We start from the raw sequence: 22039 nt of genomic DNA on the forward strand, positions 1-22039 counted from the left end.
GAGAATGAATGTTAAAGGTGTATCAAACCCTCCATCACTACCACGGCCCAGTGCATCACCAAGTGGTATTGAGTTACGAGTTGCGTAAAAAAGCGCGCATTAAAGCGCAAACCGAAGCCAAGCAAGATATCGGCTTTTTCTTAGAGCGTGGACAAGTGCTACAAAATGGCCAAATGCTCGAAGCCGATAATGGCGAAGTGGTTGAGATTAAAAGTGCCGACGAGTTGGTAACCACCGCCTATAGCGATGATCCACTAATGTTCGCCAAGGTCTGCTACCACTTAGGTAACCGCCATACACCACTGCAAATTGGTGAAGGTTGGGTACGCTTTCAGCCAGACCATGTGTTGCAAGACTTAGTAGAGCTTTATGGGCTACGAGTAGAACAGCACCAGGGGCCATTTGACCCAGAAACCGGTGCTTATCACAGCCACTTGCCAGGACATAGCCACTAATGACTAGCATGGCGCAACTTCAGCTAATGCGTTTGGTTAGCCCCAGCTTACCGGTAGGTGGTTTTGCCTATTCGCAAGGCTTGGAATACGCCATAGAAAACGGCTGGGTGAATAACCCTCAACAGCTAAAAAGCTGGATTAGCGGTTGTTTAGAGGCGGGGCTAGCCTGCCTCGACATTCCGATGCTGGCGGCACTTTATCAAGCCTGCAAAACGCAAGACTTTGCTAAGTTTGAGAGCCTAAATTTAGAACTTATAGCCAGCCGAGAAACCCTTGAGTTGGAGCTAGAAGATGTGCAAATGGGTAACGCCTTACGCACCTTGCTTAGCCAACTCGATGAATCAATTACCGCTCCGCTCAGCCAAGAATCGATGAGCTGGACTAGTATGTTTGCTTTGGCTGGTGTGCATTGGCAAGTAGCGCTTGATGAATTAGCCGACGGCTACCTATGGACTTGGCTAGAAAACCAATTGGCGGTAGCCGGTAAAACCCTACCGCTTGGGCAAACAGCCTGCCAAAAGCTACTTAGCGAGTTACTGCCGTTGCTACCACCAGCACGCGAGTCGGGCTTAGCTTTACCTTTTGATCAAATTAGCGGGTCGTTACCAGCATTAAGCTTGGCTAGCGCCCTTCACGAAACCCAATATTGTCGGCTGTTTCGCTCTTAGCGTAGCCACAAAAAAGAGGAACCATAATGAGCATAAAACAAACCTTACGTGTAGGTGTCGGCGGCCCGGTAGGCTCAGGCAAAACAGCCTTACTTACAGCGCTATGTCGCGAGCTAAAAGACCGTTTCAACCTAGCGGTTGTGACCAACGACATTTACACCAAAGAAGATGCCCAATTTTTGCTGCGCAATGATGCCCTCGCTGAAGACCGCATTTTGGGTGTAGAAACCGGCGGCTGCCCGCACACCGCCATTCGCGAAGATGCATCGATGAATTTAGCGGCGATTGCCGAGCTTAATCGCCGCCATCAAGGCTTAGATTTAGTGCTAGTAGAAAGCGGCGGCGATAATCTAAGTGCTACTTTTAGCCCCGAGTTAAGTGACTTAACCCTTTACGTGATCGACGTAAGTGCTGGTGACAAAATTCCCCGTAAAGGTGGCCCAGGCATTACAAAGTCTGACTTATTGATCATCAATAAAACCGATTTAGCCCCGCATGTTGGCGCCTCGCTAGAAGTCATGGATCGCGATGCTAAAAAAATGCGCGGCGAACGCCCATTTGTATTTAGTAACCTTAAAACCAGCGAAGGCTTACAAACCATTATCAACTTTATTATTGAGCAAGGCATGCTAGAAGAATCTAGCCCTGCTACTGCCAACTAGTTTTAAATTACAAGGAACCTACCATGAAAAAACTACTTACTTTGGCTGCAGGCCTACTCATTAGCTTGCCCAGCTTTGCCCACGAAGGACACCACCATGGCTTAAGTGAAGGCCTATTACATCCACTTACTGGTTTAGACCACCTAATTGCCTTAAGCCTAATTGGTTTATTAGCTAGCCAAACTGGCAAACTCAAGTTGAGCTTGGCGCAAAGTGTGTTTGCGTTGATTGTGGCAGCGGTTGTTGCCAGCATGGGTTTTGTACCACCAATGTTAGAGACAGGCTTGGCTATTTCTCTGCTAGTTATGGCGGTATTAGTGGCTAAGGTATTGCCAAAAGCAGCTAGCCTAGCTGGTTTAGCAGTATGTTTAGTGGCAGCCTTACACGGCGCAGCCCATGGTAACGAGGTGCCTGCTGGCGCAGACATGAAGCTATTCTTTGCAGGCTTTATTGCTAGCTCAATTGCCCTTATTAGCGGCGGTTACTTGCTAGGTAAAGCTGTGCAAAAATCGACTTACGGCCAAAAAATCACACGCACTATTGCCGGTTTCGCTGGTGCCATTGGTGTAACTGCACTGGTTGCATAAGCCCCAAAAAAACTGCGTCGCTGGCGATGTTTGCCAGCGGCGACAAGCTTCACAATTTGCGGCATAATGCTGCTATGAGCGCCCATTCTTTGTCTACCCACGCACTGCAACTGCAAAGCCAAATTCGCCCAGAACATATTGCCCTGAGCATTGGCCAACAGCAGCTTAGCTATCAGCAGCTTTATGTCATGGTAAAAGCCACGGCTGAACAGTTGCGTCTGCAAGGCGTGACACAAGGATCTAGAGTGTGCTGCTTTGGCGAAGATCCACTGCGTATGCTGCTGTTGCAGCTAGCTAGCTTGGAGCTAGCCTATATCTTTTGCCCGCTTAATCACCACCACCCGCTCTCGCAATTACAGGCTTTAAGTGAAACCGTAGACTGTCAGTTTTATTGGAGTGATTTAGATTGCAGCTTACAGCAAGCTAAGCGAGTAGAATTTAACCCGCATCAAGAGCTTAGCTGCTCTGCCGGTATTGAGCTCGACAGCGAAGCCCCAATGAGTATGGTGTTTACCTCTGGCAGCAGTGGCCCGCCTAAAGCCGTGGTGCACTGCTGGCGAAATCACTACTACAGTGCTCAGGGCTCGCAAGCGATGATTCCTCTCAAGCACCATGACCAATGGTTATTGTCTTTACCGCTTTACCATATTGGCGGCCAGGCCATTGTATGGCGCTGCCTACTAGCTGGCGCGCGCATAGTTGTGGCACAAAACAAAGGGCGAGTATTTCCTGATTTACTGGGCAGCGACACCACCCATGTATCGTTGGTGCCAACTCAACTTTATCGGCTACTCACCCAAGCAAAATTTTGGGCGCATAGCCTTAAGCTCAAACACATCTTAATTGGTGGCGCAGCTTGTAACGACAATTTATTGGAAGAAGCCATTAGCCGCGGCTTTCAAGTATATAGCTCCTATGGCAGCAGTGAAATGAGCTCGCAAATCGCTACCCGCCATCACCGCTTAGGCCAAAGTGCTTATCAAATTTTGCCGCACCGCCGCGCCAAAATACATCAAGGCGAGATTTACCTACGCGGTAAAACCTTATTCTTGGGTTACTGGAAAAATGGCGAAATTTTAAAGGCCTGTGAACCTGATGGCTGGTTTAACAGCGGAGATAGAGGGTTAATCGAAGGTGCGCACTTGCACACGCTGGGGCGTAGTAACAATATGTTTATTTGCGCTGGTGAAAACATTCAACCTGAAGAAATAGAGCTGGCATTATTGCAACACCCAATGATCAATCAAGCTGTGGTGGTGGCACAACAAAACAGAGAATACGGCCAATGTCCGGTGGCGTTTATTAAAGCAGAACAAAAGCTTAGTAAGCAGCAGCTGAATCTGTTTTTACGTCAGCAGCTTGCGGCGATCAAACTACCGATCGCCTATTTTGAATTACCAGCTCACAACTCGCTGAAACCTTCGCGCATCGAGTTGAGCACATTGGCTAATCACAAGTCTAGTTGTTGTGACCAGTGTTGAAGTTCGGAAATGCTAATCCAAGATTGTTGATAGGCGTGTTGTAAGGCACTGTGTTGCTGCTCTTTAAGGCTTAAGTGGGAATCAGGAACAAAGCAGCATGCTCCTTTAAAGAATTGTTCTCTTTCTGCTAAGTAACGGCTTAGCAATCCGGTATTTGCGAACGCTTGTTCTGTTCTCATAAGCACTCCTTACGACTAAAAATAGCTAGCGCTTAGAAGCTGAAGAGCCAAATAAATTCACTCTCAACAACTTCATAAAGTAGCCGACCAACAATTGGAAACAACCACTTACCTTACATTTAGCACGCATTTACCCCCTCAACAAGCACTATTTCGCAGCATTTAGCCAAATTAGCTTAGCCTGTCACGATATCTGGGCAGGGCTGTCGATAAAAGCAACAGCCCAGTGGTTTACCTTGTGATGAGCTATCTCTAGAATGCTCGACAAACAATAAATGAGGTAACTATGAAAATTGCAGTATTTGGTGCTGGGGCACTTTGTTTAGTGGCATTTTCGAGCAATGCTAATCCCGAGCTTGGGGTAATGGTAGGCAGCGACAATGGTATTAGTGCTCAGTTTAACGATATTCGAGTGAACCTAGGACTTAACGACTTCTCTTTAAGTGGCGATAAAATCATTGGTTTTCCTGAGCAACAATACTTTTATTATGGCTTTGGTGGTAAATGGAGCGATCACCACCATCATAAGCTAGGTGCTCGTGCAGTGTTTGGGGCGCATACTGTAGTTGATAAATTTCGATTCTTTGCCGAGTTACAACCAATTGTGTATGTGATTGACGACCTTGAAGTGAAGCTCGAAGCCAGTGCAGGTGTTCGCTACATGTTCTAACAGCTCAGCCATTCTCTGCTAGCCTTAAAAGACACTAAAATCATGGCCTATGAGAATGCAGCACACGGATATTGGCTTGCTCAGCCGGTTTGTTAAAGCCTATGAGCAACGCCACCATTACCCAGAGATGACCAGCTCTAGTAGCAGAAGAAAGATTTTCTCCGACTTAGAGCAATCATTAAACTGCACGCTATTCGACCCCGACTACAGCCGCTTAAACGAACAAGGCCAGCAGCTTTACCAGCGCGCTAAGCAGCTACAACTGCAACTAGATAACTTTCTGCAAAGCCCTGTAGATAAACCACAGCCTCAACAAATCGTGATTGGTTTAGATGAATTTGTACCTAGCCAAAGCTTACTACAATGTTACCCGCGCTTTATTAGCGAGCTCTCACTACAACAACTAAAACTGGTGCAATTAAGCAGCCGCCAACTCCAGCAGCAATTGGTTAATGGCAATATCGACATAGCACTGCGGGTGGCGCAGCAAAACAAGCCGCCTAAAACGCATTCGCGCCGCTACTGTAATTTAAGTTTGGCTCTGGCCTGCGCTGCTCGCCATAGTTTGAGCAAACATCAGCAGCTCAGCGCCGAGCAGCTGCAGCGCCATCGTCAATTGTGCTTAAGCCATTTACCCTTAGAGTTACAACTCAATCGAGTCAGCTGCTGGCAGCTCAGTCACCGTGAAATGTTGCACGATTTGCTAGTACTTGGAATGGGCTGGGCCATCGCGCCACGTCATTGGTTGGAGTCCAGTTTTCGTAATGGCAGCTTAATAGAATTACACCTAAGTAATTACTTCTCACCAACCAAGTTAGAAATAGAAATCCTTTGGCTAAATAGCCAGCACGACAGCCAAGTAGCGCAGTGCTTAAACCTGTTAAGTTTGAGTGCCTATGATGGATGAACAAGCCAAACAAGCGGCCTTAGAAGCCTTTGTTTGCCTCGCCAAGCATGGCAATTTAATAAAGTGTGCCGAACAGCTTAAGTGCACCGAAATACAGGTAATACAGCGGATTGACCAACTAGAAAAGCAACTCGCCTGCTGCTTGTTCAACCAACACGCTGCACCTTTCCCACTTAGCTCAGCGGGGCTTGCCTTAATAGAGCAGGCTGAGTTGATAGTAAGCCGCTACCACGAACTGCAGCGCCACTGCCGCCATTTACAACTAGGCAAGAGCCTCAAGTTAAGTATTAGCTATCAAGCCTGGTTTCCTAGTCCGTGGCTTACCTTGTTAGCCAACCAATTACAGCGCTTTGATCCCTTACTGGATTTGCATTTCAGCGGTAATAGTCAGCAACATGTTCACTTTAGCTTTTCGGCGCAAAGCCAACAGAACAATACTCAAGTGCTTAGTTGGCGCCCTGCCAAGTTGATAAAAGTAGCTCACCCCAAGTTGGTTAATCATCAGCAACGCTTTGATGGCCACTTAAAGCTGTTTGATATTCGCGAGCCGCAGCAAAGTAATTTGTTTATTGGAGAGACCTTGTTGCTGGATGCGCTAGAAGCCGCTTTAGGCTGGGCAATTTTGCCACAAATAAGTGTCGAATCTCGGCTCGCCGAAGGACAACTTAAAGCGTGGCCTGATTTAATCGCAGAGCTACCGACCTACTTACACTTGTCTCATCACTGCCCAGAAGACATTAAGAGCTGGCTACTGCAACAACAGGCAGAGTATTGTGAATTACCCTAAACAATAGCTTATAATTAGCCCGCCTTTATTAACCTAAGAGATCAATGAGTCGAGTTCGTTGCCAGCGCTGCTTGCGCCCTCAAAGTCACTGCTTATGCGCAAACATCCCCAGCTGTTCACATCGTCACCCGGTGATTATTTTGCAGCACCCCAGCGAACAACAACATGCTAAAAGCACCGCTCATCTAGCTTGTTTAGCTCTGGATAATGCAACGATAATAGTGGGTGAAAATGCCGACGATTTTGCCGATTTAAAACAGCAAGTGGAACAAGCTCCACATCAATTTTTGCTGATTTATCCTAGCCAAACCAGCCAAGCTTTAGAACAGCTAAGCAATACTCAAAAAGCGGCTTACACCGCAGACTGCTCCCCCGCCACAATATTGCTACTTGACGGTACCTGGCGAAAAGCCAAAAAATTATGGCACCTCAATCCCTGGCTACAAAGTTTAGAACAATTTCATTTCGAGCACGCCCCGCAAGGGCAATATAAAATACGAAAAACCTCGATAGATAAAGGCTTATCCACCATAGAGGCTGTTGGATACACTCTAAATCAGTTAGAAATGTTTGACCCTACTCCTTTAGTGGGTATACTACGCGCCCTTGCAAACCAACAACTTTCAGCAATGCCAGCGGCGGTAAAAAAACGCTACTAAATTGCTGCTGCTCAGTGACACAGATAAGCACAAAAAACAGCCGTGAAACTGGTCAAACTTACATATCAAGACTAAGTTAAATTTATATACATAACATTAATGTAGGAGCGCTTTTGCATGTCTAAGAATAATGTGGTGGAAGACAGCCCCAGCAAAATGGATGAGTGGAAGGTATTTCTATTTATCGCCGTTGTGCTTTTTCCTATTTTGGCAGTGGTCACCGTAGGCGGTTATGGCTTTATCGTTTGGATGCTCCAGATAATGATGGGTCCGCCGGGACACGGTTAATAACTCTGCTCTTTCTTTTTTAATTATTAAATAATTCGCAGCAATGTGAGACACCACCATGAAAAATATGCTGAAGAAATTTTGGTCAATAGTGAGCAAACCAAGCGTACATTTAAGCTTTGGTTTTTTGACTATTGGCGGATTTGTTGCTGGTATCATTTTCTGGGGCGGCTTTAACACCGCACTAGAAGCCACCAATACCGAAGAGTTCTGTATTGGCTGCCACGAAATGGCCGACAACGTATATGTAGAACTGCAAGACACGGTGCACTGGAAAAACAATTCGGGTGTACGTGCCACTTGTCCAGATTGTCACGTGCCCCATAATTGGACCGACAAAATTGCTCGCAAAATGCAGGCGTCTAAAGAAGTATACGGTGCAATATTTGGCACCATTAATACCCGTGAGAAGTTCTTAGAAAAACGCGGTGAACTAGCCCAACACGAATGGGACCGTTTCACTGCCAATAATTCCTTAGAATGTAAAAACTGTCACAACTACAACAGCATGGACTTTGACTCCATGTCTGAGCGCGCCCAAGTGCAAATGAAAATGGCCGCCGAGCGCGACCAAAGCTGTATTGACTGCCACAAAGGTATTGCCCACGAACTCCCAGAAAACATGAATTCGGGCGAAGGCACCTTAGCCAAACTCGAGGAGATGGCAACATCGGGCTACAAAAAAGGCGAAACATACTACAGCGTGCGTCAACTGCCAATGTTCACCAGCGCCGAACTTAATGAAGAAGCAGGCCAACTTAATGCGGCCACTGCAGTTAAGGTTCTCGACATAAAAGGCGATGCAATTCAGGTAGAAATAGACGGCTGGCGTAAAACCAAAGGTTTTGGTCGAGTACTGTTTGAAGACTTTGCCATGAACATCAACGATGGCTTCTTAACCAAAGAAGTGGCTCAAAACGACAGCATTATGCAAAAAGGCGAAACCAAAGAAGATGACTTAACTGGTTTGCCGTGGCAGAAGGTATCAATCACGCTATGGATGCGTAACGGTTCACTGACCGACTCACGCGATACCCTCTGGCAGTTTGCCAAAACCACTTATGATACGGCCTGTAGTGTATGTCATACCCAGCCTGCCGAAAATCACTTCGACACCAACACCTGGCCAGGTATGTTTAACGGTATGTTGTCGTTTGTGAATTTAGACGGTGATACTCAAGCGCTGGTATTGAAATACCTTCAAAAACATTCATCAGATTTTTCTGACGCTGGCCACTAACAAGGAGATTAACATGGCAATTACTCGTCGCGGTTTTCTCAAAGGCATTTTAGCCACCAGCGCTAGTACTTTGATCGGCCCAAGTTTATTGGCAGTGTCTAACGATGCAGCCGCTGCTGAAACAGCCGGAAGCTGGAAGGTTTCAGGCTCACACTGGGGCGCGTTTCGTGCCCGCGTGTATGCAGGCAAAGTGCAAGAAATAAAACCCTTTGAAGCAGATAAATACCCCACCGAAATGCTCAAGGGCATTAAAGGTATTTTGTATAGTCCTTCTCGTATTCGCTACCCAATGGTGCGCTACGATTGGTACCTAAAACGCAACAAAAGTGATACCTCACAGCGCGGTGATAATCGCTTTATTCGAGTCACTTGGGATGAAGCTCTAGACCTGTTCTACCAAGAGCTAGAACGCGTACAAAAAGATTATGGCCCTTGGGCCTTGCATGCCGGCCAAACCGGTTGGCGTCAAACCGGTCAAGTTCATTCCTGCGGTAACCACATGCAACGCGCAGTAGCCATGCATGGTTTCTCGGTGAATAAAGTAGGCGACTACTCTACCGGTGCAGGGCAAACCATTATGCCTTATGTACTTGGTACTACCGAGGTATATGCGCAAGGTACTTCTTGGCCTTTGATTTTAGATAACAGTAAAACAGTTGTCTTATGGGCCACCGATTTGATGAAAAACCTACAAGTAGGTTGGGCCTGTGAAACTCACGAATCCTTTGAATATTTAGAGCAACTTAAAGACAAAGTTGCTAACAAACAAATTCGGGTAATTAGTGTTGACCCAGTCCGCACTAAAACTCAAAAGTACCTCGATTGTGAGCAGCGTTACGTTAACCCACAAGCCGATGTCCCGTTTATGCTGGCCATCGCCCACACGCTTTATACCGAAGAGCTGTACGACAAGGAATTCCTCAATACCTATGCCTTAGGTTTTGAAGACTTTATTCCGTATGTAACTGGCGAATCTAAAGACAAAGTAGAAAAAACACCAGAATGGGCAGAAGCTATTTGTGGTGTACCAGCCGATGAAATTCGAGAATTTGCCCGCTTATTAGCTAGCGACCGTACCCAGCTTATTTTTGGCTGGTGTATTCAACGTCAGCAACATGGCGAGCAGCCTTATTGGATGGGCGCGGTTATCGCAGCCATGTTGGGGCAAATTGGCTTACCGGGTGGTGGGGTTTCTTATGCTCACCACTACAGCTCTATTGGCGTACCGTCTACCGGTGCGGCAGCGCCTGGTGCGTTCCCACGTAATCCAGATAAACCTAATGAGCGGGTTCATATGAACCAAGACTTTAAAGGCTATAGCAGCACCATTCCGGTAGCGCGCTGGATTGATGCCATTATGGAACCCGGCAAAGTGATAAATGCTAATGGCGCCAAAATCACCTTACCCGACATCAAGATGATGGTGTTCTCTGGCTGTAACCCTTGGCATCATCACCAAGATCGCAACCGCATGAAGAAGGCCTTCCAAAAGCTGGAAACCGTGGTCTCGATAGATTTTACTTGGACCGCCAGTTGCCGCTTCTCAGATATTGTATTGCCAGCGTGTACCCAATGGGAGCGTAACGATTTAGATCTGTACGGTTCTTACAGCAACCGCGGCATTATTGCCATGCACAAGTTGGTTGACCCACTGTATCAATCTAAAACCGATTTTGAGATTTTCACCTTACTTACCCAACGCTTTGGTAAGAGTAAAGAATACACCCAAGGTAAATCCGAAATGGAATGGGTGAAGCAACTCTATGATGAGTGCGCCGCGGCCAACAAAGCTAAGTTTGATATGCCCGACTTCATGACCTTTTGGAAAGAAGGTTGGGTAGACTTTGGCAAAGGCGAAAACTGGACCCGCCAAGCAGACTTCAGAGAAGATCCTGAAATTAACGCTTTAGGCACGCCATCTGGCTTCATTGAGATATTTAGCCGCAAGATCGATCGCTACGGATACGACGATTGCCAAGGCCACCCAATGTGGTTTGAAAAAGCCGAGCGCTCGCACGGCGGTCCTGGCTCTGAAGAGTTCCCCATTTGGCTGCAGTCTTGTCACCCCGACAAACGTCTGCACTCGCAAATGTGTGACTCAGAAGAGTTTCGCGCGACCTATGCAGTGCAAGGCCGCGAGCCATTGTATATCAACCCAGAAGATGCCAAGAAGCGTGGCATTAAAGATGGTGATTTAGTTCGAGTGTTTAACAAACGTGGGCAATTGCTGGCTGGCGCGGTAGTGTCTGAAGACTACGCCAAGGGTGTTGCTCGCCTGCAAGAGGGTGCTTGGTATGGCCCTGTGGATGAAACCATTGGCGCACTAGATACCTATGGCGATCCTAATACCCTAACCATGGATATTGGCAGCTCGCAATTAGCTCAAGCCACCAGCGCAAATACCTGTTTGGTTGAATACGAGAAGTTCACCGGTAAAGCACCTGCAGTAAGCTCCTTTGGCGGCCCTAAGGAGATGTCGTAGATGACAATCGCCGCTAGTGTTAGCCAAGAGAACGAAATCCGTGCCAGCATCTATTGGTGGTTTGCAACGGTTTTTACCAAAGAGCTTGATAAGCAACAGCTTGCTTCTTATACCTCTGGTGAAGGAGCACAGTTGCTAAAGCAACTAGCAGACACAGCCGAGCTAAGCTCGGCTGTTACCATGATTAAAAATCATTTAGCAAAGTTGAGCGCCTTTAAACACCCAGAGCTAGAACTAGCAGCAGACTTTTGCCAGCAGTTCTTAAGTGACAGCAAAGTAGGCGCACCACCTTATGCCTCGGTTTACCTGTCGGCCAACAAGCTGATGTTTCAAGAGCCACATGAAAAAATGCGCGCCTTGCTAATAAGCCAAGGCCTGCAAGTTGACCCTAATTTTAATGAGCCAGCGGATCATCTTGCGATTCAGCTCGATTACCTTGGTAATTTAATTTTGCGCGAAGCGCCTGCTCAACAACAAGCTGATTTTATTAATCAGCACCTGCTGTGTTGGTTGCCACTATGGCTTGAAACCTTACGCAAGGTTAGCAAAGGCGGCTTTTACCAAGGCTTTGCCGAATTACTCGTAGGCTACTTAAACTTAGATCTAAGCGAGTTATAAGTTAAACGTTACTAGGGCCTGTTGATCTTTGGTGTTGAAATTTTATTCAAGATAAGCGGGCTTTAATCGCGGCGAGCACTTTGAAACCTAGTGGGCTAAGTGAAAAGTGTTCAACGAAGAGTAAAGTTCGCTTATCTGAACCCTTCGGGCAGTATTTCTTAGCCATTTATTCAGCGTTAGCGAGTGATTATTAAACCCACTTAACTTCACACTCACTGCCTTGCCTAAATGGCTAATAAATTGCTGTAAAAACCATCAGCAAAGATCAACAGGCCCTAGTGTCTAGCTAGTCGCTCACTTAAACCATTACTCATTATATGGCTATAGTAAGTCCTGTTGCCCGCTGTCGATATTTCATACACTTAGCCGAGCAAATGACACCAAGTTAACATTTTCACAACATTTATCTCGCATTAAAGGCAAACTATTTTATAGTTAAATTAAGTCGGTTGTCGCTTCTAGATGCCCGGGCGGTAATACCTCAACTGTTAGGCGTTACGCCCCTCCTATCTTTTAGCGGTGCCGGCTGGCCTATTTCTAAGGCCCCATAAAGCAACAATCTATCTACATTCCTTTGGTTTAATACCAATCACACTAAGTAAGTGATCTTAATAACGCAGGCAAAACACTCGAGAATAAGGCAGGATTTTTCGATAAGTAGTTATTCTACAATCAAAAATTCTAACGCAGTTATCGAGTATTTTAACCAGATAGAATGAACAGTTACTTCGTACGATTGGTATAGTTCATGACCTAAACACAAATCTGTGAAAAAATACCGCTTCTTAGCCGCAGCAGATGAGCTTTACCATGGATGATAAAAAACGCCCGCTCTATATTCCTTACGCAGGTCCAGCTTTACTTGAGACCCCCTTATTAAACAAAGGCAGCGCCTTTAACCAAGAAGAGCGTATTTTCTTCAATTTAGAAGGGCTGTTGCCAGAGACCATCGAAAGCATCGATGAACAAACTGAGCGTGCTTATCTGCAATATCAAAGCTTTACTAATGACTTAGACCGCCATATTTACCTGCGCAACATTCAAGATACTAACGAAACCTTGTTTTACCGTTTAGTGGAAGATCACATCACCGAAATGATGCCGATTATCTACACGCCTACCGTGGGTGCGGCCTGTGAGCAGTTCTCTAATATTTACCGCCGCTCGCGTGGTTTATTTATTTCTTACCCTAACCGCCACCGTATCGACGAGCTGCTAAACAATGCCACTCGCCACAATGTGAAAATCATTGTAGTGACCGACGGCGAGCGGATCCTCGGCTTAGGCGACCAAGGCATCGGCGGCATGGGCATTCCTATTGGTAAACTATCACTGTACACGGCTTGTGGCGGTATCAGCCCCGCTTACACCCTGCCAATTGTGTTAGATGTAGGCACCGACAACCAACAACTACTCAATGACCCCATGTATATGGGCTGGCGCCATCAACGGATTAGCGGCGAAGAATATAGCGAATTTGTAGAATTATTCATGCAAGCGGTAAAAGTCCGCTGGCCAGATGCGCTGATTCAATTTGAAGATTTCGCTCAAAAAAATGCCATGCCTTTATTGCAGCGTTACAAAGATCAATTCTGCTGTTTTAATGATGATATTCAAGGCACCGCGGCAGTAACCGTGGGTTCTTTATTGGCAGCCTGTAAGGCAGCTGGCTCTAACTTAGCAGAACAGCGTGTTACCTTTGTTGGCTCCGGCTCAGCAGGGTGCGGTATTGCCGAGGCGATAGTGCGGGCAATGGTGGAAGAAGGCATTAGCGAAGCGCAAGCCCGCAGCCAAATTTTTATGGTTGACCGTTGGGGCTTATTGCAAGACAACATGCCTAATCTACTCGACTTCCAACAAGCTTTGGCGCAATCGGCTGATATTCAACAAAAATGGGGGCTTAATAGCGATGCTTTGTCGCTGTTAGATGTAGTAGAGCATGGCAAGCCTACGGTACTTATTGGTGTATCTGGTGCACCAGGCGTGTTTACTCAGCAAGTGATTGAAGGCATGCATCAGCACTGCAAGAAACCTATCGTATTGCCGCTATCCAATCCCACCAGCCGGGTTGAAGCCTTGCCTGAAGACATACTGCGTTGGACCAATGGCGAAGCCTTGGTCGCGACAGGTAGTCCGTTCTCGCCGGTGAAACTAGGCGAAGAGACCTTCCCTATCGCCCAGTGTAACAACAGCTATATTTTCCCAGGTATTGGCTTAGGCGTACTAGCCTGTCAGGCCACTAGGGTCAGTGACGAAATGCTCATCGCCAGCAGCCGCGCCTTAGCCGAATGCTCGCCACTAGCTAACGATGGTGAGGGAGCCTTACTGCCACCGCTTGAAGAAATTCAACTAGTTAGCAAGCACATCGCTTACGCGGTAGCCAAAACTGCCATGCAACAAGGCTTAGCGGTTAACACCACCGACGAAGTGCTAATGCAAACTATTGAAGCCAGCTTTTGGAAACCTGAGTATCGCCACTACAAACGAACTTCTTTTTAACTACACTTAACTTCATAGTTTTCACAAAGCTACAGATTTTAAAGGTATGCGCTGGCAGCAACTTAGCCAGCGTAATCATTTTAAGTTTCCATCCTATATTACTAGCGATTGCCCGTTGGCAAGCAAGGAGAGGTAATGTTCTTCAACCAACTCACTATTCGTAAAAAGCTTACGGTCACCATCGTGTTAGCAGTACTAGCTTCAACAAGCATTATCGGGGTATTCAGCCAGAATCAGGCGCAAAACATCATCGAACGCCGAATGGTTGATAAAGAACTACCCGCTCTGCTCAAGCAAATTCGCAATAGAATTGATAAAGAAGTAACAGTGTTATTGCAAGCAGCAGAGCAGTTAGCAAACAATACTTTTGTTGAAGAGCGAGTACTGAAATCCAGTAAACCCGACTCAGAAACACAATTAGTAGAATTACTTACACGCCTAAAGCAACAATATGGCTTAGCTGATGCGTCAGTATCCAACCGCAAAAATGCCAATTATTGGAATCAAAAAGGATTTTTAAGACAACTCTACCCCGAGCGTGATGGCTGGTTTTTTAAGTTTAGAGAATCTGGACAAGAAACCATGGTAAGTGTTTACACCTCTTCAACCGAAGAAACCAAGCTGTTTTTAAACTACCAACAGTTAAATGGCCATGTTATGTCGGGGGTGTCAAAAACCATGGAAGAGATGATCGTTTTTCTCGACAGTTTTAAAATTGAGAAGAGCGGCTTTGTATTCCTTAGTGATGGTGAGGGTGTGATTCGTCTGCATCGTAACAACGAACTTGTTGGCAAGCTCAAACTCACCGATGAATTTGGTCAAGCCACCTCCTCATTACTTAATAAACAAGGCTTTAACTTAGTAGAAGTAAACTACCAAGGCCAGCAATTGTTACTAAGCTCTAGCTACATCGAGTCTATGGACTGGTACTTAATTGCCCAAGTGCCAAAAGCTGAAGTATTTGAAGAACTCAATCGTTCACGCTACTACATGATTGTCACCACCTTACTGGTGATTGGCGTCTTTTTGTTAGTCGCTGTTTGGTTAGCGGGTACTATTACACGACCAATTGCTAAACTTGCCGACGTATTCCAAAACTTAGGTGAAGGAGAAGGTGATTTACGCCAACGTTTAGATACCGAAAGCAACGATGAAATGGCCAAACTCGCCAAAGGCTTTAATAGTTTTATCGAAAAAATCCATCGCTCGGTGAGTTCCGTAGCGCAAACTGGCGAAAACCTAGGAGATGCCTCACGCTCGGTCGCCAATCAGTCACAACGCACCCTAGAAAATACCCAACATCAACAAGATAGGGTAACTCAAGTAGCCACTGCAATTAACCAAATGGGCTCGACCGTTAACGAAATTGCCAGTAACGCGTCTCAAGCGGCAGATGCTGCACAAGATGCCGAACAAGAGTCTAATAAAGGCCAACAAGTGGTGCTGCGAGCGCGCGACAACATCATGCGATTAGCTGAAGAAATGCAACAAGTAGCTACTGTGGTCTCTTCATTAGCCGAAAGCAGTCAATCAATTGGTGGCATTTTAGACGTTATTAGAGGCATCTCAGAGCAAACCAACTTGCTTGCACTTAACGCAGCCATTGAAGCAGCACGAGCCGGTGAGCAAGGCCGCGGCTTTGCGGTGGTAGCAGACGAAGTGCGTAACTTAGCGGGTAGAACTGCCGAGTCCACCGATGAAATTCAGCAAATGATTAACAACTTGCAGGAACAAGCCAGCCAAGCAGTTAGTGCCATTGAACAAAGCAGTGGCATGAGCAGCCAAGGCGCCGAAGAAGCTGGGCATGCTTATTCAGCCCTGCAAGAGATCTCTAAACGAGTAACCTTGATTTCTGACATGAACATTCAAGTGGCAACGGCTACCGAAGAGCAGTCTTCAGTCGTGAGTGAGCTAAACGGCAACGTTGAAGAGATTAACTTGAGTACGCAGCAGGCTACCGATACTGCATCAGAGCTTTCTCAAGCTAGCGAGTCCTTAAAACAGCTCGCCGATAAGCTGGCAGATTTGGTGGGTACGTTTAAGCTTTAAACTAAACCCTACGCAAATAAAAAGAGGCCCTTAGGCCTCTTTTTGTTAACTCACTATGCACTACATGCCAAAGCCGTAGAAGTCTGGGAACACCAATATCGAGGCTAATACCAATATCTGCAAAATAATAAATGGCATCACGCCTTTGTAGATATCGGTAGTTTGCACCTCGGGCGGGGCAACACCTTTGAGATAGAACAGACTAAACCCAAAGGGCGGTGTGAGGAACGAAGTCTGCAAGTTCATCGCAATTAAAATCGCAAACCAGGTTAAATCGATGCCCAAAATCTCGGCTACTGGGTACAACATAGGCACAACAATAAATGAGATTTCAACAAAGTCGATAAAGAAGCCCAAAATCAAAATCACAATCATGGTTAAGATTAAGAAGCCCCATTTCTCACCCGGTAAGCTAGTCATCACTTCTTCAATGACTTCTTCACCACCAGTGTAAGAGAACACCATAGAGAAGGCCGTTGCACCAATGAAGATAGCAAATACCATCGAAGTAACTTTTACCGTTTCAATAGCCGCTTCGTAGATAATCTTCCAAGAAAACTGGCGATAAATAATCGATAAAAGAATTGCACCAATGCCGCCAATAGCAGAAGACTCGGTTGGCGTAGCAATACCGTAAAAAATCGAGCCAAGTACTGCAATCATTAGGGCTAAGGGTGGAGCAATGGCTTTAAAGGCATTCCAACAAGGTTGCACGCCATGACCTGCAGCTTCATCTTTAGGTAAAGCAGGAGCGGCTTCTGGGCGAATAAACGATACGCCTAGAACATAGATGATGAAGGCACCTACCAACACTGCGCCAGGCAGTAGTGCAGCTTTAAACAAATCACCTACTGGCACGCCCATTACATCACCAAGAATGATCAAGATGATAGAGGGAGGAATAATTTGTCCAAGCGTACCAGAGGCACAAATAACCCCGGTGGCTAAGCGCTTATCGTATTTATATTTGAGCATTACCGGCAAGGAGATAACCCCCATTGCCACTACAGACGCACCTACCACACCGGTAGATGCAGCAAGTAGCGCTCCCACCAAAATAGTCGATACAGCCAAACCTCCTCGCACTCGACCAAACAATTGGCCCATGGCTTCGAGCAGCTGTTCAGCAAGGCGGGTTTTCTGCAATACAATACCCATGAAAATGAACAGAGGTACGGCCATTAGTACCGAGTTTTGCATGATGCTCATTATTCGATAAGGCATAAAAGCAAATAAGTCGATACCTTCGGCAAAGATACCAAATACTAGTGCAACACCGCCAAATACAAAGGCGACTGGAAAACCAGTGAGCAGCATTAGCAAGGCCACGAAAAACATGACAATCCCAATCATGACAACTTCCTTTTCTTGTTATGAGCTAGGCGTTATTTCGCAGCTGAATGAGGTTTTTGAGTAACATTCCAAAGCCACTTATGGCGAGACATATAGCCGAAATTGGAATCATTGATTTAATTATCCAGCGGTAGGGTAAGCCACCCGGGTCGCCGCTGGTTTCTCCTAAGTTGTAAGCTTCTAATGCAAAGTCGTAACCGTACCAAGCAATCAAGCCACAAAAAGGGAACAAGAAAAATACGACGCCTAGGCTGTCAATCCAAGCGCGTTTACGCGCCGCTAACTTGTCGTAAATAATATCTACCCGCACATGGCCTTCGGCCTGCAGCGTAGAGGCAATTCCTAATAAAAACATGGCAGCAAACAAGTGCCATTCTAACTCTTGCATACCAATAGAACTGGAGCGAAAAAAGTAACGCATGACTACGTCATAAAAAATGTTTACTAACATTAGCAGCATTAACACCGCGGTGAGGCCTGCTATACCCTTGGAAAATCCATCTACCGCTCGTTGCAAACGCAACATCCCTAGCCTCCCAAGCAAAGTAATTGCTTTTTTGGTTTAGCTGATGGAGCTACAGCCAAGCTGCAGCCCCATTCTCTACTACAAACCTTCAGTACTGTTTAAGTAACCTTGTTCTGAAATTGCTGTGTAGGCACGAACTTGCTTCATGTATTGCTGTTGTGACTCAATGATCTTCGCGGCCATTGGGTCTGCAGCAGCTTTCTCTTTTAACAAGTCATCGTTAGCGTTTTTAAGTGCTTTGATAACTTCTGCAGGGAAAGTTTTAACCTGAATGTTCGGGTATTCTTGCAACATGGTTTGCCAGTTTTTGGCGCTTTCAGCATACGAATGAATAAACATATCGTAAGCCGCTTTACGCATCGCAACCGCTAGAATTGCCTGTAAATCTTCTGGCATTTTTTCGAGTTTTTTCTTGTTAGCAATAAACATCAACTCGGTAGCCGGCTCGTGCCAACCCATGTAGTAGTAAGGGGCGATTTTGTGAAAGCCCATGCGTAGATCTAGAGAAGGGCCAACCCACTCAAGTGCGTCGATAGTATTACGCTCAAGTGCGGTATATAACTCACCTGGCGGAATGTTTACTGGCGTTGCGCCAAGCTTAGCTAATACTTCGCCGGCAAAACCTGGAATACGCATTTTTAGGTTTTGTAGGTCTTCAACTGAGTTAATCTCTTTACGGAACCAACCGCCCATTTGCACCCCAGTGTTACCGCCAGGGAAAGGTACCAGGTTATGCTCTGCGTATACTTGATTCATTAAGTCTTGTCCGCCACCATACTGCAGCCACGCGTGTTGCTCTGGTGCATTCATACCAAATGGCATGGTAGTGAAGTAAAGGGTGTTTGGCACCTTACCTTTATAGTAGTAAGACGCGGTGTGGCCTAAGTCGTACTGGCCACTTTTAACCAAATCAAATACACCAAAAGGTGCTTTGTGTTTGTTTGAAGAGTCAACGCGGATCTTTAAGCGGCCGTTAGACATCTCATCGGCCATTTTCACCATGTTTTTTACTGCATCGCCAAAAACTGGGAAGTTAGGGCCCCAGGTTTCAGCCAGTTTTAGTTTGTATACTTTGTCGGCAGCTACGGCAGCCGAACTAAACGCAATAATCGCAGAAGCCAGCAGGGTTTTACTGCAGAGGGACTTAAGCATGTTGTTCTCCCTTTCGTTGTTTTTTCCATTGTTGGTTAGATGTTTTAAATGTAAACCAACTGCTTAATGGTCACCTTTAATGTTAGCGAGTTGTTACAATAAAACCTATCCGGCAATACACGGTTTTTTTCTACGTAAGATCACGTACAGGCTAGACTTTGGTAGAAGCGAGAGCTAGATCACTATTTTTGAAAAATCGCATAGATTAACATATAGTTAACATTCTCTAAGTTAGGCCGTCACGAGATGTGGTCCCTCAAATTTAAAATTATCCTGTTATCTATTGTTCCTTTGCTTTGTGTTACCGCACTAATTGCCACCTTGGTTTTTAAGCAATCTTCCATCCTAACTGAGCAACAATTAGCGCTAATTAAAGAAAACATCATGCGCAGCAAAACCCTAGAGCTGCAAAACCACATAGACCAAGCTTTTGCCAGCATTCGTGACATATACGAACCTGCAGCAGCCGACGATGAGAGAGCCAAACAACAGGTAAGGGAATTGCTCAACCGTTTACGCTTTGCCGAAGACGGTTACTTCTTTGCTTACACCCTTAAAGGCGTCAACTTGGTTCACCCCATTCAGCCGGAATTAGTGGGGCAAAACTTGTGGGACTTTAAGGATTCTGAGGGCACCTACCTCATTCAAGACTTAATTGCACAAGCCAAAGCAGGCGGCGGTTTTAGTAACTATTTGTGGGAAAAACCCAGCACTGGAAAGCGAACTAAGAAACTGGGTTACGTAGTGATGCTAGATAAATGGCAATGGATGTTTGGCACCGGCGTGTACTTAGACGATGTAGATGTAGAGCTGGCAAAACTTGAAGCGCAAACCCAAAACAACATTAATCGCACTTTTATTTGGTTATTCATAATTACCACCATCTCGGGAATTTTAATCGCCTTTTTGGGGGCATCTTTGAATATTTCGGAGCACAAGCTGGCCGACAAAAAGCTCAAAGAACTCACCCAACGAATTATTGATTCACAAGAGCAAGAACGCCAACGAGTATCTCGCGAACTGCATGATGGTATTAACCAATTATTGGTTTCCATTAAGTATCGCTTAGAAAGCGCCACAGAATGTAACAGCACCCCTAGCTCGGTCAGTGACAGCCTCAACCAAGGGTTACATACCATTAACGAAGCGATTGGTGAGATACGTCGTATTTCAAAAGACCTCCGCCCCAGCGTACTAGATGACTTAGGTTTAGCTGCCGCATTGGGAGGTTTTTGCCAGGAATTTGAACACCGTACAGGAATAGATGTGTTTTTAGAGTGCGACATTGATAATCTAAACCTTCCATCTACCGTGGAAACAACCTTCTATCGGATTACCCAAGAAGCCTTACAAAATGTCGAAAAACATGCGCAAGCAGATACAGTAGACATAGTGCTAAGCCAGCAAGCTAAATTGTTGGTGATGAAAATTAGGGACAATGGCACTGGTTTTGTAATGGGTAAAAAGGTACGACGCCATTCGATAAAAGAGCTTACTCGGCGCCCAGAGCTGGCCAGTAGCGGTTTGGGTTTACGCAATATTTTTGAACGGATTGCCCACATCGATGGTCAAGTAGATGTAGATAGCAAATTAGGAGAAGGGACACTGATCACCATAAAAGTACCACTATATGAAGTAGAGAAAACCATACCCGCTACAATTCAAGAGCAAACGGTATGACCTCAATTCTATTGGTGGACGATCACCCCTTAGTACAAGACGGCCTCAAAATGCGACTAGAGGCTAACCCTGGCTTTTCCGTTGTAGGTACAGCAGCTGACGGCGAGCAAGCGCTTACCATGGCGCAACAACTGAACCCAGACATAGTATTAACCGACATTAATATGCCTAAATTAAATGGCATTCAGCTGTTAGAGGCTCTTTCAGAGCAAAGTCCTAACAGCAAAGTGGTGATGTTAAGCATGCACGACAATAAAGAATATGTGCAAAACGCCATGCGTAATGGCGCTAAGGGTTACTTGCTCAAAGATATTGCGTCTAGTGAACTGATTAGCGCTTTGGAAGCAATTGCCAATGGTGGACGCTACATTAGTGCTGGTGTGTCGAAGCTGTTATTTGATAACGAACCTAGTGCTAGCAAAGCCAGTTTAACCAAGCGCGAGCAGCAGGTATTACGCTTACTGGCCACCGGTTGTGGCAATAAGAAAATCGCTGATAGCCTGTCGATAAGCATTCGAACCGTAGAAACCCATACTTTAAAAATTCGTAGAAAGCTGGAATTAGATAGCAGTGCAGCCATGATTAAATACGCCATAGAGCACTATGGTAGCGATAGTTAATTAAGCACTTAAAGGGGCAAGCTTGAATCAATCCGTAAAAATTAGGCCACAGTTTGAAGAGCCACCAGTTACCCAGCAGCCAAAGCAGCAAGTTCACTTCGTGAGTGGGTCTTGTAAAGCAAGCGCCAGCAATACTCTCGCTTGTGACTTTAGCACCACCCTAGAGCTGGCTTTACGTTGTTTAGAAAAACACAAAGAGCACAACTAGCAACTAGCGCAGCATTACATCCAGTTGATCTACAAGTTCTGCCCAGTCAGCATCTTGCTGCACTGCTTCTAATAAAAATGCAGCCTGAGTGGGTGTCCAAAAAGCCGCTTGATGCAATGGCACTTCACTCGGTATTGGAGCATGTTCTGCCACAAACTCAGCGATGGCATTAATTGAAGGATCTAAACCAAGCTGGGCGAACAAATCACTTAAGGTGTGAATAGCAGATTCCATCACTTACTCTCCTTTCTCTTATTGAATTTAGTTGG

The 22039-nt window shown here is 45.9% G+C and carries 23 protein-coding genes; 18 read left to right on the forward strand and 5 right to left on the reverse strand.

Annotation, left to right across the window (positions count from 1 at the left end; translation table 11 throughout):
• Positions 1 to 8: 8 nt before the first annotated feature.
• From ureE to menE, 5 genes are all read left to right on the forward strand, one after another.
• Complete coding sequence (ureE, locus tag ACYFDN_RS12355) at positions 9 to 455, forward strand: urease accessory protein UreE (RefSeq protein WP_163133352.1); 447 nt, start codon at positions 9 to 11, stop codon at positions 453 to 455.
• Positions 455 to 1123 carry an urease accessory protein UreF gene (locus tag ACYFDN_RS12360; protein WP_483511352.1) on the forward strand — a complete coding sequence of 223 codons (669 nt, stop codon included), beginning with the start codon at positions 455 to 457 and terminating at the stop codon, positions 1121 to 1123. The genes ureE and ACYFDN_RS12360 overlap by 1 nt, the downstream gene beginning before the upstream one ends.
• Positions 1124 to 1149: 26 nt before the next feature.
• Positions 1150 to 1785, forward strand: a complete 636-nt coding sequence (gene ureG, locus ACYFDN_RS12365) for an urease accessory protein UreG (protein WP_152782974.1) — start codon at positions 1150 to 1152, stop codon at positions 1783 to 1785.
• 23 nt (positions 1786 to 1808) lie between these two features.
• Entirely contained in the window at positions 1809 to 2372 is a 564-nt protein-coding gene (locus ACYFDN_RS12370) for a HupE/UreJ family protein (protein ID WP_483511354.1), read from the forward strand.
• Positions 2373 to 2446: 74 nt separating this feature from the next.
• On the forward strand, positions 2447 to 3853 hold the full coding sequence (menE, locus tag ACYFDN_RS12375; protein WP_483511356.1) for an o-succinylbenzoate--CoA ligase: 1407 nt from the start codon (positions 2447 to 2449) through the stop codon (positions 3851 to 3853).
• Here menE and ACYFDN_RS12380 read toward each other — a convergent pair.
• Positions 3823 to 4032, reverse strand: a complete 210-nt coding sequence (locus ACYFDN_RS12380) for a hypothetical protein (protein ID WP_016403113.1) — start codon at positions 4030 to 4032, stop codon at positions 3823 to 3825. The genes menE and ACYFDN_RS12380 overlap by 31 nt on opposite strands.
• A gap of 286 nt (positions 4033 to 4318) precedes the next feature.
• On the opposite strand from ACYFDN_RS12380, the gene ACYFDN_RS12385 reads away from it, so the two are divergent.
• The 10 genes from ACYFDN_RS12385 (at position 4319) to ACYFDN_RS12430 (ending at position 16231) form a co-directional block, all read left to right on the forward strand.
• Entirely contained in the window at positions 4319 to 4702 is a 384-nt protein-coding gene (locus ACYFDN_RS12385) for a hypothetical protein (protein WP_016403112.1), read from the forward strand.
• Positions 4703 to 4757: 55 nt separating this feature from the next.
• Positions 4758 to 5609: a LysR family transcriptional regulator gene (locus ACYFDN_RS12390; RefSeq protein WP_016403111.1), complete on the forward strand. Its 852-nt coding sequence runs from the start codon at positions 4758 to 4760 to the stop codon at positions 5607 to 5609.
• Positions 5599 to 6396, forward strand: coding sequence for a LysR family transcriptional regulator (locus ACYFDN_RS12395; RefSeq protein ID WP_406609827.1), 798 nt, complete (start codon positions 5599 to 5601; stop codon positions 6394 to 6396). The genes ACYFDN_RS12390 and ACYFDN_RS12395 overlap by 11 nt, the downstream gene beginning before the upstream one ends.
• A 44-nt stretch (positions 6397 to 6440) precedes the next feature.
• On the forward strand, positions 6441 to 7055 hold the full coding sequence (locus tag ACYFDN_RS12400) for a tRNA-uridine aminocarboxypropyltransferase (protein ID WP_483511359.1): 615 nt from the start codon (positions 6441 to 6443) through the stop codon (positions 7053 to 7055).
• 117 nt (positions 7056 to 7172) lie between these two features.
• Complete coding sequence (gene torE / locus ACYFDN_RS12405; RefSeq protein WP_016403108.1) at positions 7173 to 7343, forward strand: trimethylamine N-oxide reductase system protein TorE; 171 nt, start codon at positions 7173 to 7175, stop codon at positions 7341 to 7343.
• 58 nt (positions 7344 to 7401) lie between these two features.
• On the forward strand, positions 7402 to 8583 hold the full coding sequence (gene torC, locus ACYFDN_RS12410) for a pentaheme c-type cytochrome TorC (protein ID WP_483511361.1): 1182 nt from the start codon (positions 7402 to 7404) through the stop codon (positions 8581 to 8583).
• Between the two features lie 13 nt (positions 8584 to 8596).
• Complete coding sequence (torA, locus tag ACYFDN_RS12415) at positions 8597 to 11065, forward strand: trimethylamine-N-oxide reductase TorA (RefSeq protein ID WP_472589503.1); 2469 nt, start codon at positions 8597 to 8599, stop codon at positions 11063 to 11065.
• Complete coding sequence (gene torD / locus ACYFDN_RS12420) at positions 11066 to 11683, forward strand: molecular chaperone TorD (RefSeq protein WP_483511363.1); 618 nt, start codon at positions 11066 to 11068, stop codon at positions 11681 to 11683.
• Between the two features lie 810 nt (positions 11684 to 12493).
• Positions 12494 to 14182 (forward strand): NAD-dependent malic enzyme, encoded by a 1689-nt coding sequence (locus ACYFDN_RS12425; RefSeq protein WP_483511364.1) that lies wholly within the window; start codon positions 12494 to 12496, stop codon positions 14180 to 14182.
• 135 nt (positions 14183 to 14317) lie between these two features.
• Positions 14318 to 16231 (forward strand): methyl-accepting chemotaxis protein, encoded by a 1914-nt coding sequence (locus ACYFDN_RS12430; protein ID WP_483511366.1) that lies wholly within the window; start codon positions 14318 to 14320, stop codon positions 16229 to 16231.
• A gap of 60 nt (positions 16232 to 16291) precedes the next feature.
• Here the strand turns inward: ACYFDN_RS12430 and ACYFDN_RS12435 are convergent, their stop codons facing one another.
• The 3 genes from ACYFDN_RS12435 to dctP form a co-directional block, all read right to left on the reverse strand.
• Complete coding sequence (locus ACYFDN_RS12435) at positions 16292 to 17584, reverse strand: TRAP transporter large permease (RefSeq protein WP_152782935.1); 1293 nt, start codon at positions 17582 to 17584, stop codon at positions 16292 to 16294.
• 25 nt (positions 17585 to 17609) lie between these two features.
• Positions 17610 to 18110: a TRAP transporter small permease subunit gene (locus ACYFDN_RS12440; RefSeq protein WP_016403101.1), complete on the reverse strand. Its 501-nt coding sequence runs from the start codon at positions 18108 to 18110 to the stop codon at positions 17610 to 17612.
• Between the two features lie 78 nt (positions 18111 to 18188).
• Positions 18189 to 19262 carry a TRAP transporter substrate-binding protein DctP gene (gene dctP / locus ACYFDN_RS12445; RefSeq protein WP_016403100.1) on the reverse strand — a complete coding sequence of 358 codons (1074 nt, stop codon included), beginning with the start codon at positions 19260 to 19262 and terminating at the stop codon, positions 18189 to 18191.
• 246 nt (positions 19263 to 19508) lie between these two features.
• Between dctP and ACYFDN_RS12450 the strand changes: the two genes are divergently transcribed.
• The 3 genes from ACYFDN_RS12450 to ACYFDN_RS12460 are packed head-to-tail and all read left to right on the forward strand — an operon-like array spanning position 19509 to position 21770.
• Positions 19509 to 20942 (forward strand): cache domain-containing protein, encoded by a 1434-nt coding sequence (locus tag ACYFDN_RS12450; RefSeq protein ID WP_016403099.1) that lies wholly within the window; start codon positions 19509 to 19511, stop codon positions 20940 to 20942.
• The gene (locus tag ACYFDN_RS12455; RefSeq protein WP_152782926.1) at positions 20939 to 21562 is read left to right on the forward strand and encodes a response regulator; all 624 of its coding nucleotides are present in this window, start codon (positions 20939 to 20941) and stop codon (positions 21560 to 21562) included. Before ACYFDN_RS12450 ends, ACYFDN_RS12455 begins: the two co-directional genes overlap by 4 nt.
• A gap of 22 nt (positions 21563 to 21584) precedes the next feature.
• On the forward strand, positions 21585 to 21770 hold the full coding sequence (locus ACYFDN_RS12460) for a hypothetical protein (protein ID WP_483511369.1): 186 nt from the start codon (positions 21585 to 21587) through the stop codon (positions 21768 to 21770).
• Between the two features lie 3 nt (positions 21771 to 21773).
• On the opposite strand, the gene ACYFDN_RS12465 is transcribed toward ACYFDN_RS12460, so the two are convergent.
• Positions 21774 to 22004 (reverse strand): DUF2789 domain-containing protein, encoded by a 231-nt coding sequence (locus ACYFDN_RS12465; RefSeq protein ID WP_016403096.1) that lies wholly within the window; start codon positions 22002 to 22004, stop codon positions 21774 to 21776.
• Between the last annotated feature and the right edge of the window lie 35 nt (positions 22005 to 22039).

Source organism: Agarivorans sp. D1326 (assembly GCF_056958115.1).

Bases quoted from the DNA above. Each gene is read 5' to 3' on its own strand.
- ureE (WP_163133352.1), top strand. From the start codon at position 9: ATGTTAAAGGTGTATCAAACCCTCCATCACTACCACGGCCCAGTGCAT.
- ACYFDN_RS12360 (WP_483511352.1), top strand. From the start codon at position 455: ATGACTAGCATGGCGCAACTTCAGCTAATGCGTTTGGTTAGCCCCAGC.
- ureG (WP_152782974.1), top strand. From the start codon at position 1,150: ATGAGCATAAAACAAACCTTACGTGTAGGTGTCGGCGGCCCGGTAGGC.
- ACYFDN_RS12370 (WP_483511354.1), top strand. From the start codon at position 1,809: ATGAAAAAACTACTTACTTTGGCTGCAGGCCTACTCATTAGCTTGCCC.
- menE (WP_483511356.1), top strand. From the start codon at position 2,447: ATGAGCGCCCATTCTTTGTCTACCCACGCACTGCAACTGCAAAGCCAA.
- ACYFDN_RS12380 (WP_016403113.1), bottom strand. From the start codon at position 4,032: ATGAGAACAGAACAAGCGTTCGCAAATACCGGATTGCTAAGCCGTTAC.
- ACYFDN_RS12385 (WP_016403112.1), top strand. From the start codon at position 4,319: ATGAAAATTGCAGTATTTGGTGCTGGGGCACTTTGTTTAGTGGCATTT.
- ACYFDN_RS12390 (WP_016403111.1), top strand. From the start codon at position 4,758: ATGCAGCACACGGATATTGGCTTGCTCAGCCGGTTTGTTAAAGCCTAT.
- ACYFDN_RS12395 (WP_406609827.1), top strand. From the start codon at position 5,599: ATGATGGATGAACAAGCCAAACAAGCGGCCTTAGAAGCCTTTGTTTGC.
- ACYFDN_RS12400 (WP_483511359.1), top strand. From the start codon at position 6,441: ATGAGTCGAGTTCGTTGCCAGCGCTGCTTGCGCCCTCAAAGTCACTGC.
- torE (WP_016403108.1), top strand. From the start codon at position 7,173: ATGTCTAAGAATAATGTGGTGGAAGACAGCCCCAGCAAAATGGATGAG.
- torC (WP_483511361.1), top strand. From the start codon at position 7,402: ATGAAAAATATGCTGAAGAAATTTTGGTCAATAGTGAGCAAACCAAGC.
- torA (WP_472589503.1), top strand. From the start codon at position 8,597: ATGGCAATTACTCGTCGCGGTTTTCTCAAAGGCATTTTAGCCACCAGC.
- torD (WP_483511363.1), top strand. From the start codon at position 11,066: ATGACAATCGCCGCTAGTGTTAGCCAAGAGAACGAAATCCGTGCCAGC.
- ACYFDN_RS12425 (WP_483511364.1), top strand. From the start codon at position 12,494: ATGGATGATAAAAAACGCCCGCTCTATATTCCTTACGCAGGTCCAGCT.
- ACYFDN_RS12430 (WP_483511366.1), top strand. From the start codon at position 14,318: ATGTTCTTCAACCAACTCACTATTCGTAAAAAGCTTACGGTCACCATC.
- ACYFDN_RS12435 (WP_152782935.1), bottom strand. From the start codon at position 17,584: ATGATTGGGATTGTCATGTTTTTCGTGGCCTTGCTAATGCTGCTCACT.
- ACYFDN_RS12440 (WP_016403101.1), bottom strand. From the start codon at position 18,110: ATGTTGCGTTTGCAACGAGCGGTAGATGGATTTTCCAAGGGTATAGCA.
- dctP (WP_016403100.1), bottom strand. From the start codon at position 19,262: ATGCTTAAGTCCCTCTGCAGTAAAACCCTGCTGGCTTCTGCGATTATT.
- ACYFDN_RS12450 (WP_016403099.1), top strand. From the start codon at position 19,509: ATGTGGTCCCTCAAATTTAAAATTATCCTGTTATCTATTGTTCCTTTG.
- ACYFDN_RS12455 (WP_152782926.1), top strand. From the start codon at position 20,939: ATGACCTCAATTCTATTGGTGGACGATCACCCCTTAGTACAAGACGGC.
- ACYFDN_RS12465 (WP_016403096.1), bottom strand. From the start codon at position 22,004: ATGGAATCTGCTATTCACACCTTAAGTGATTTGTTCGCCCAGCTTGGT.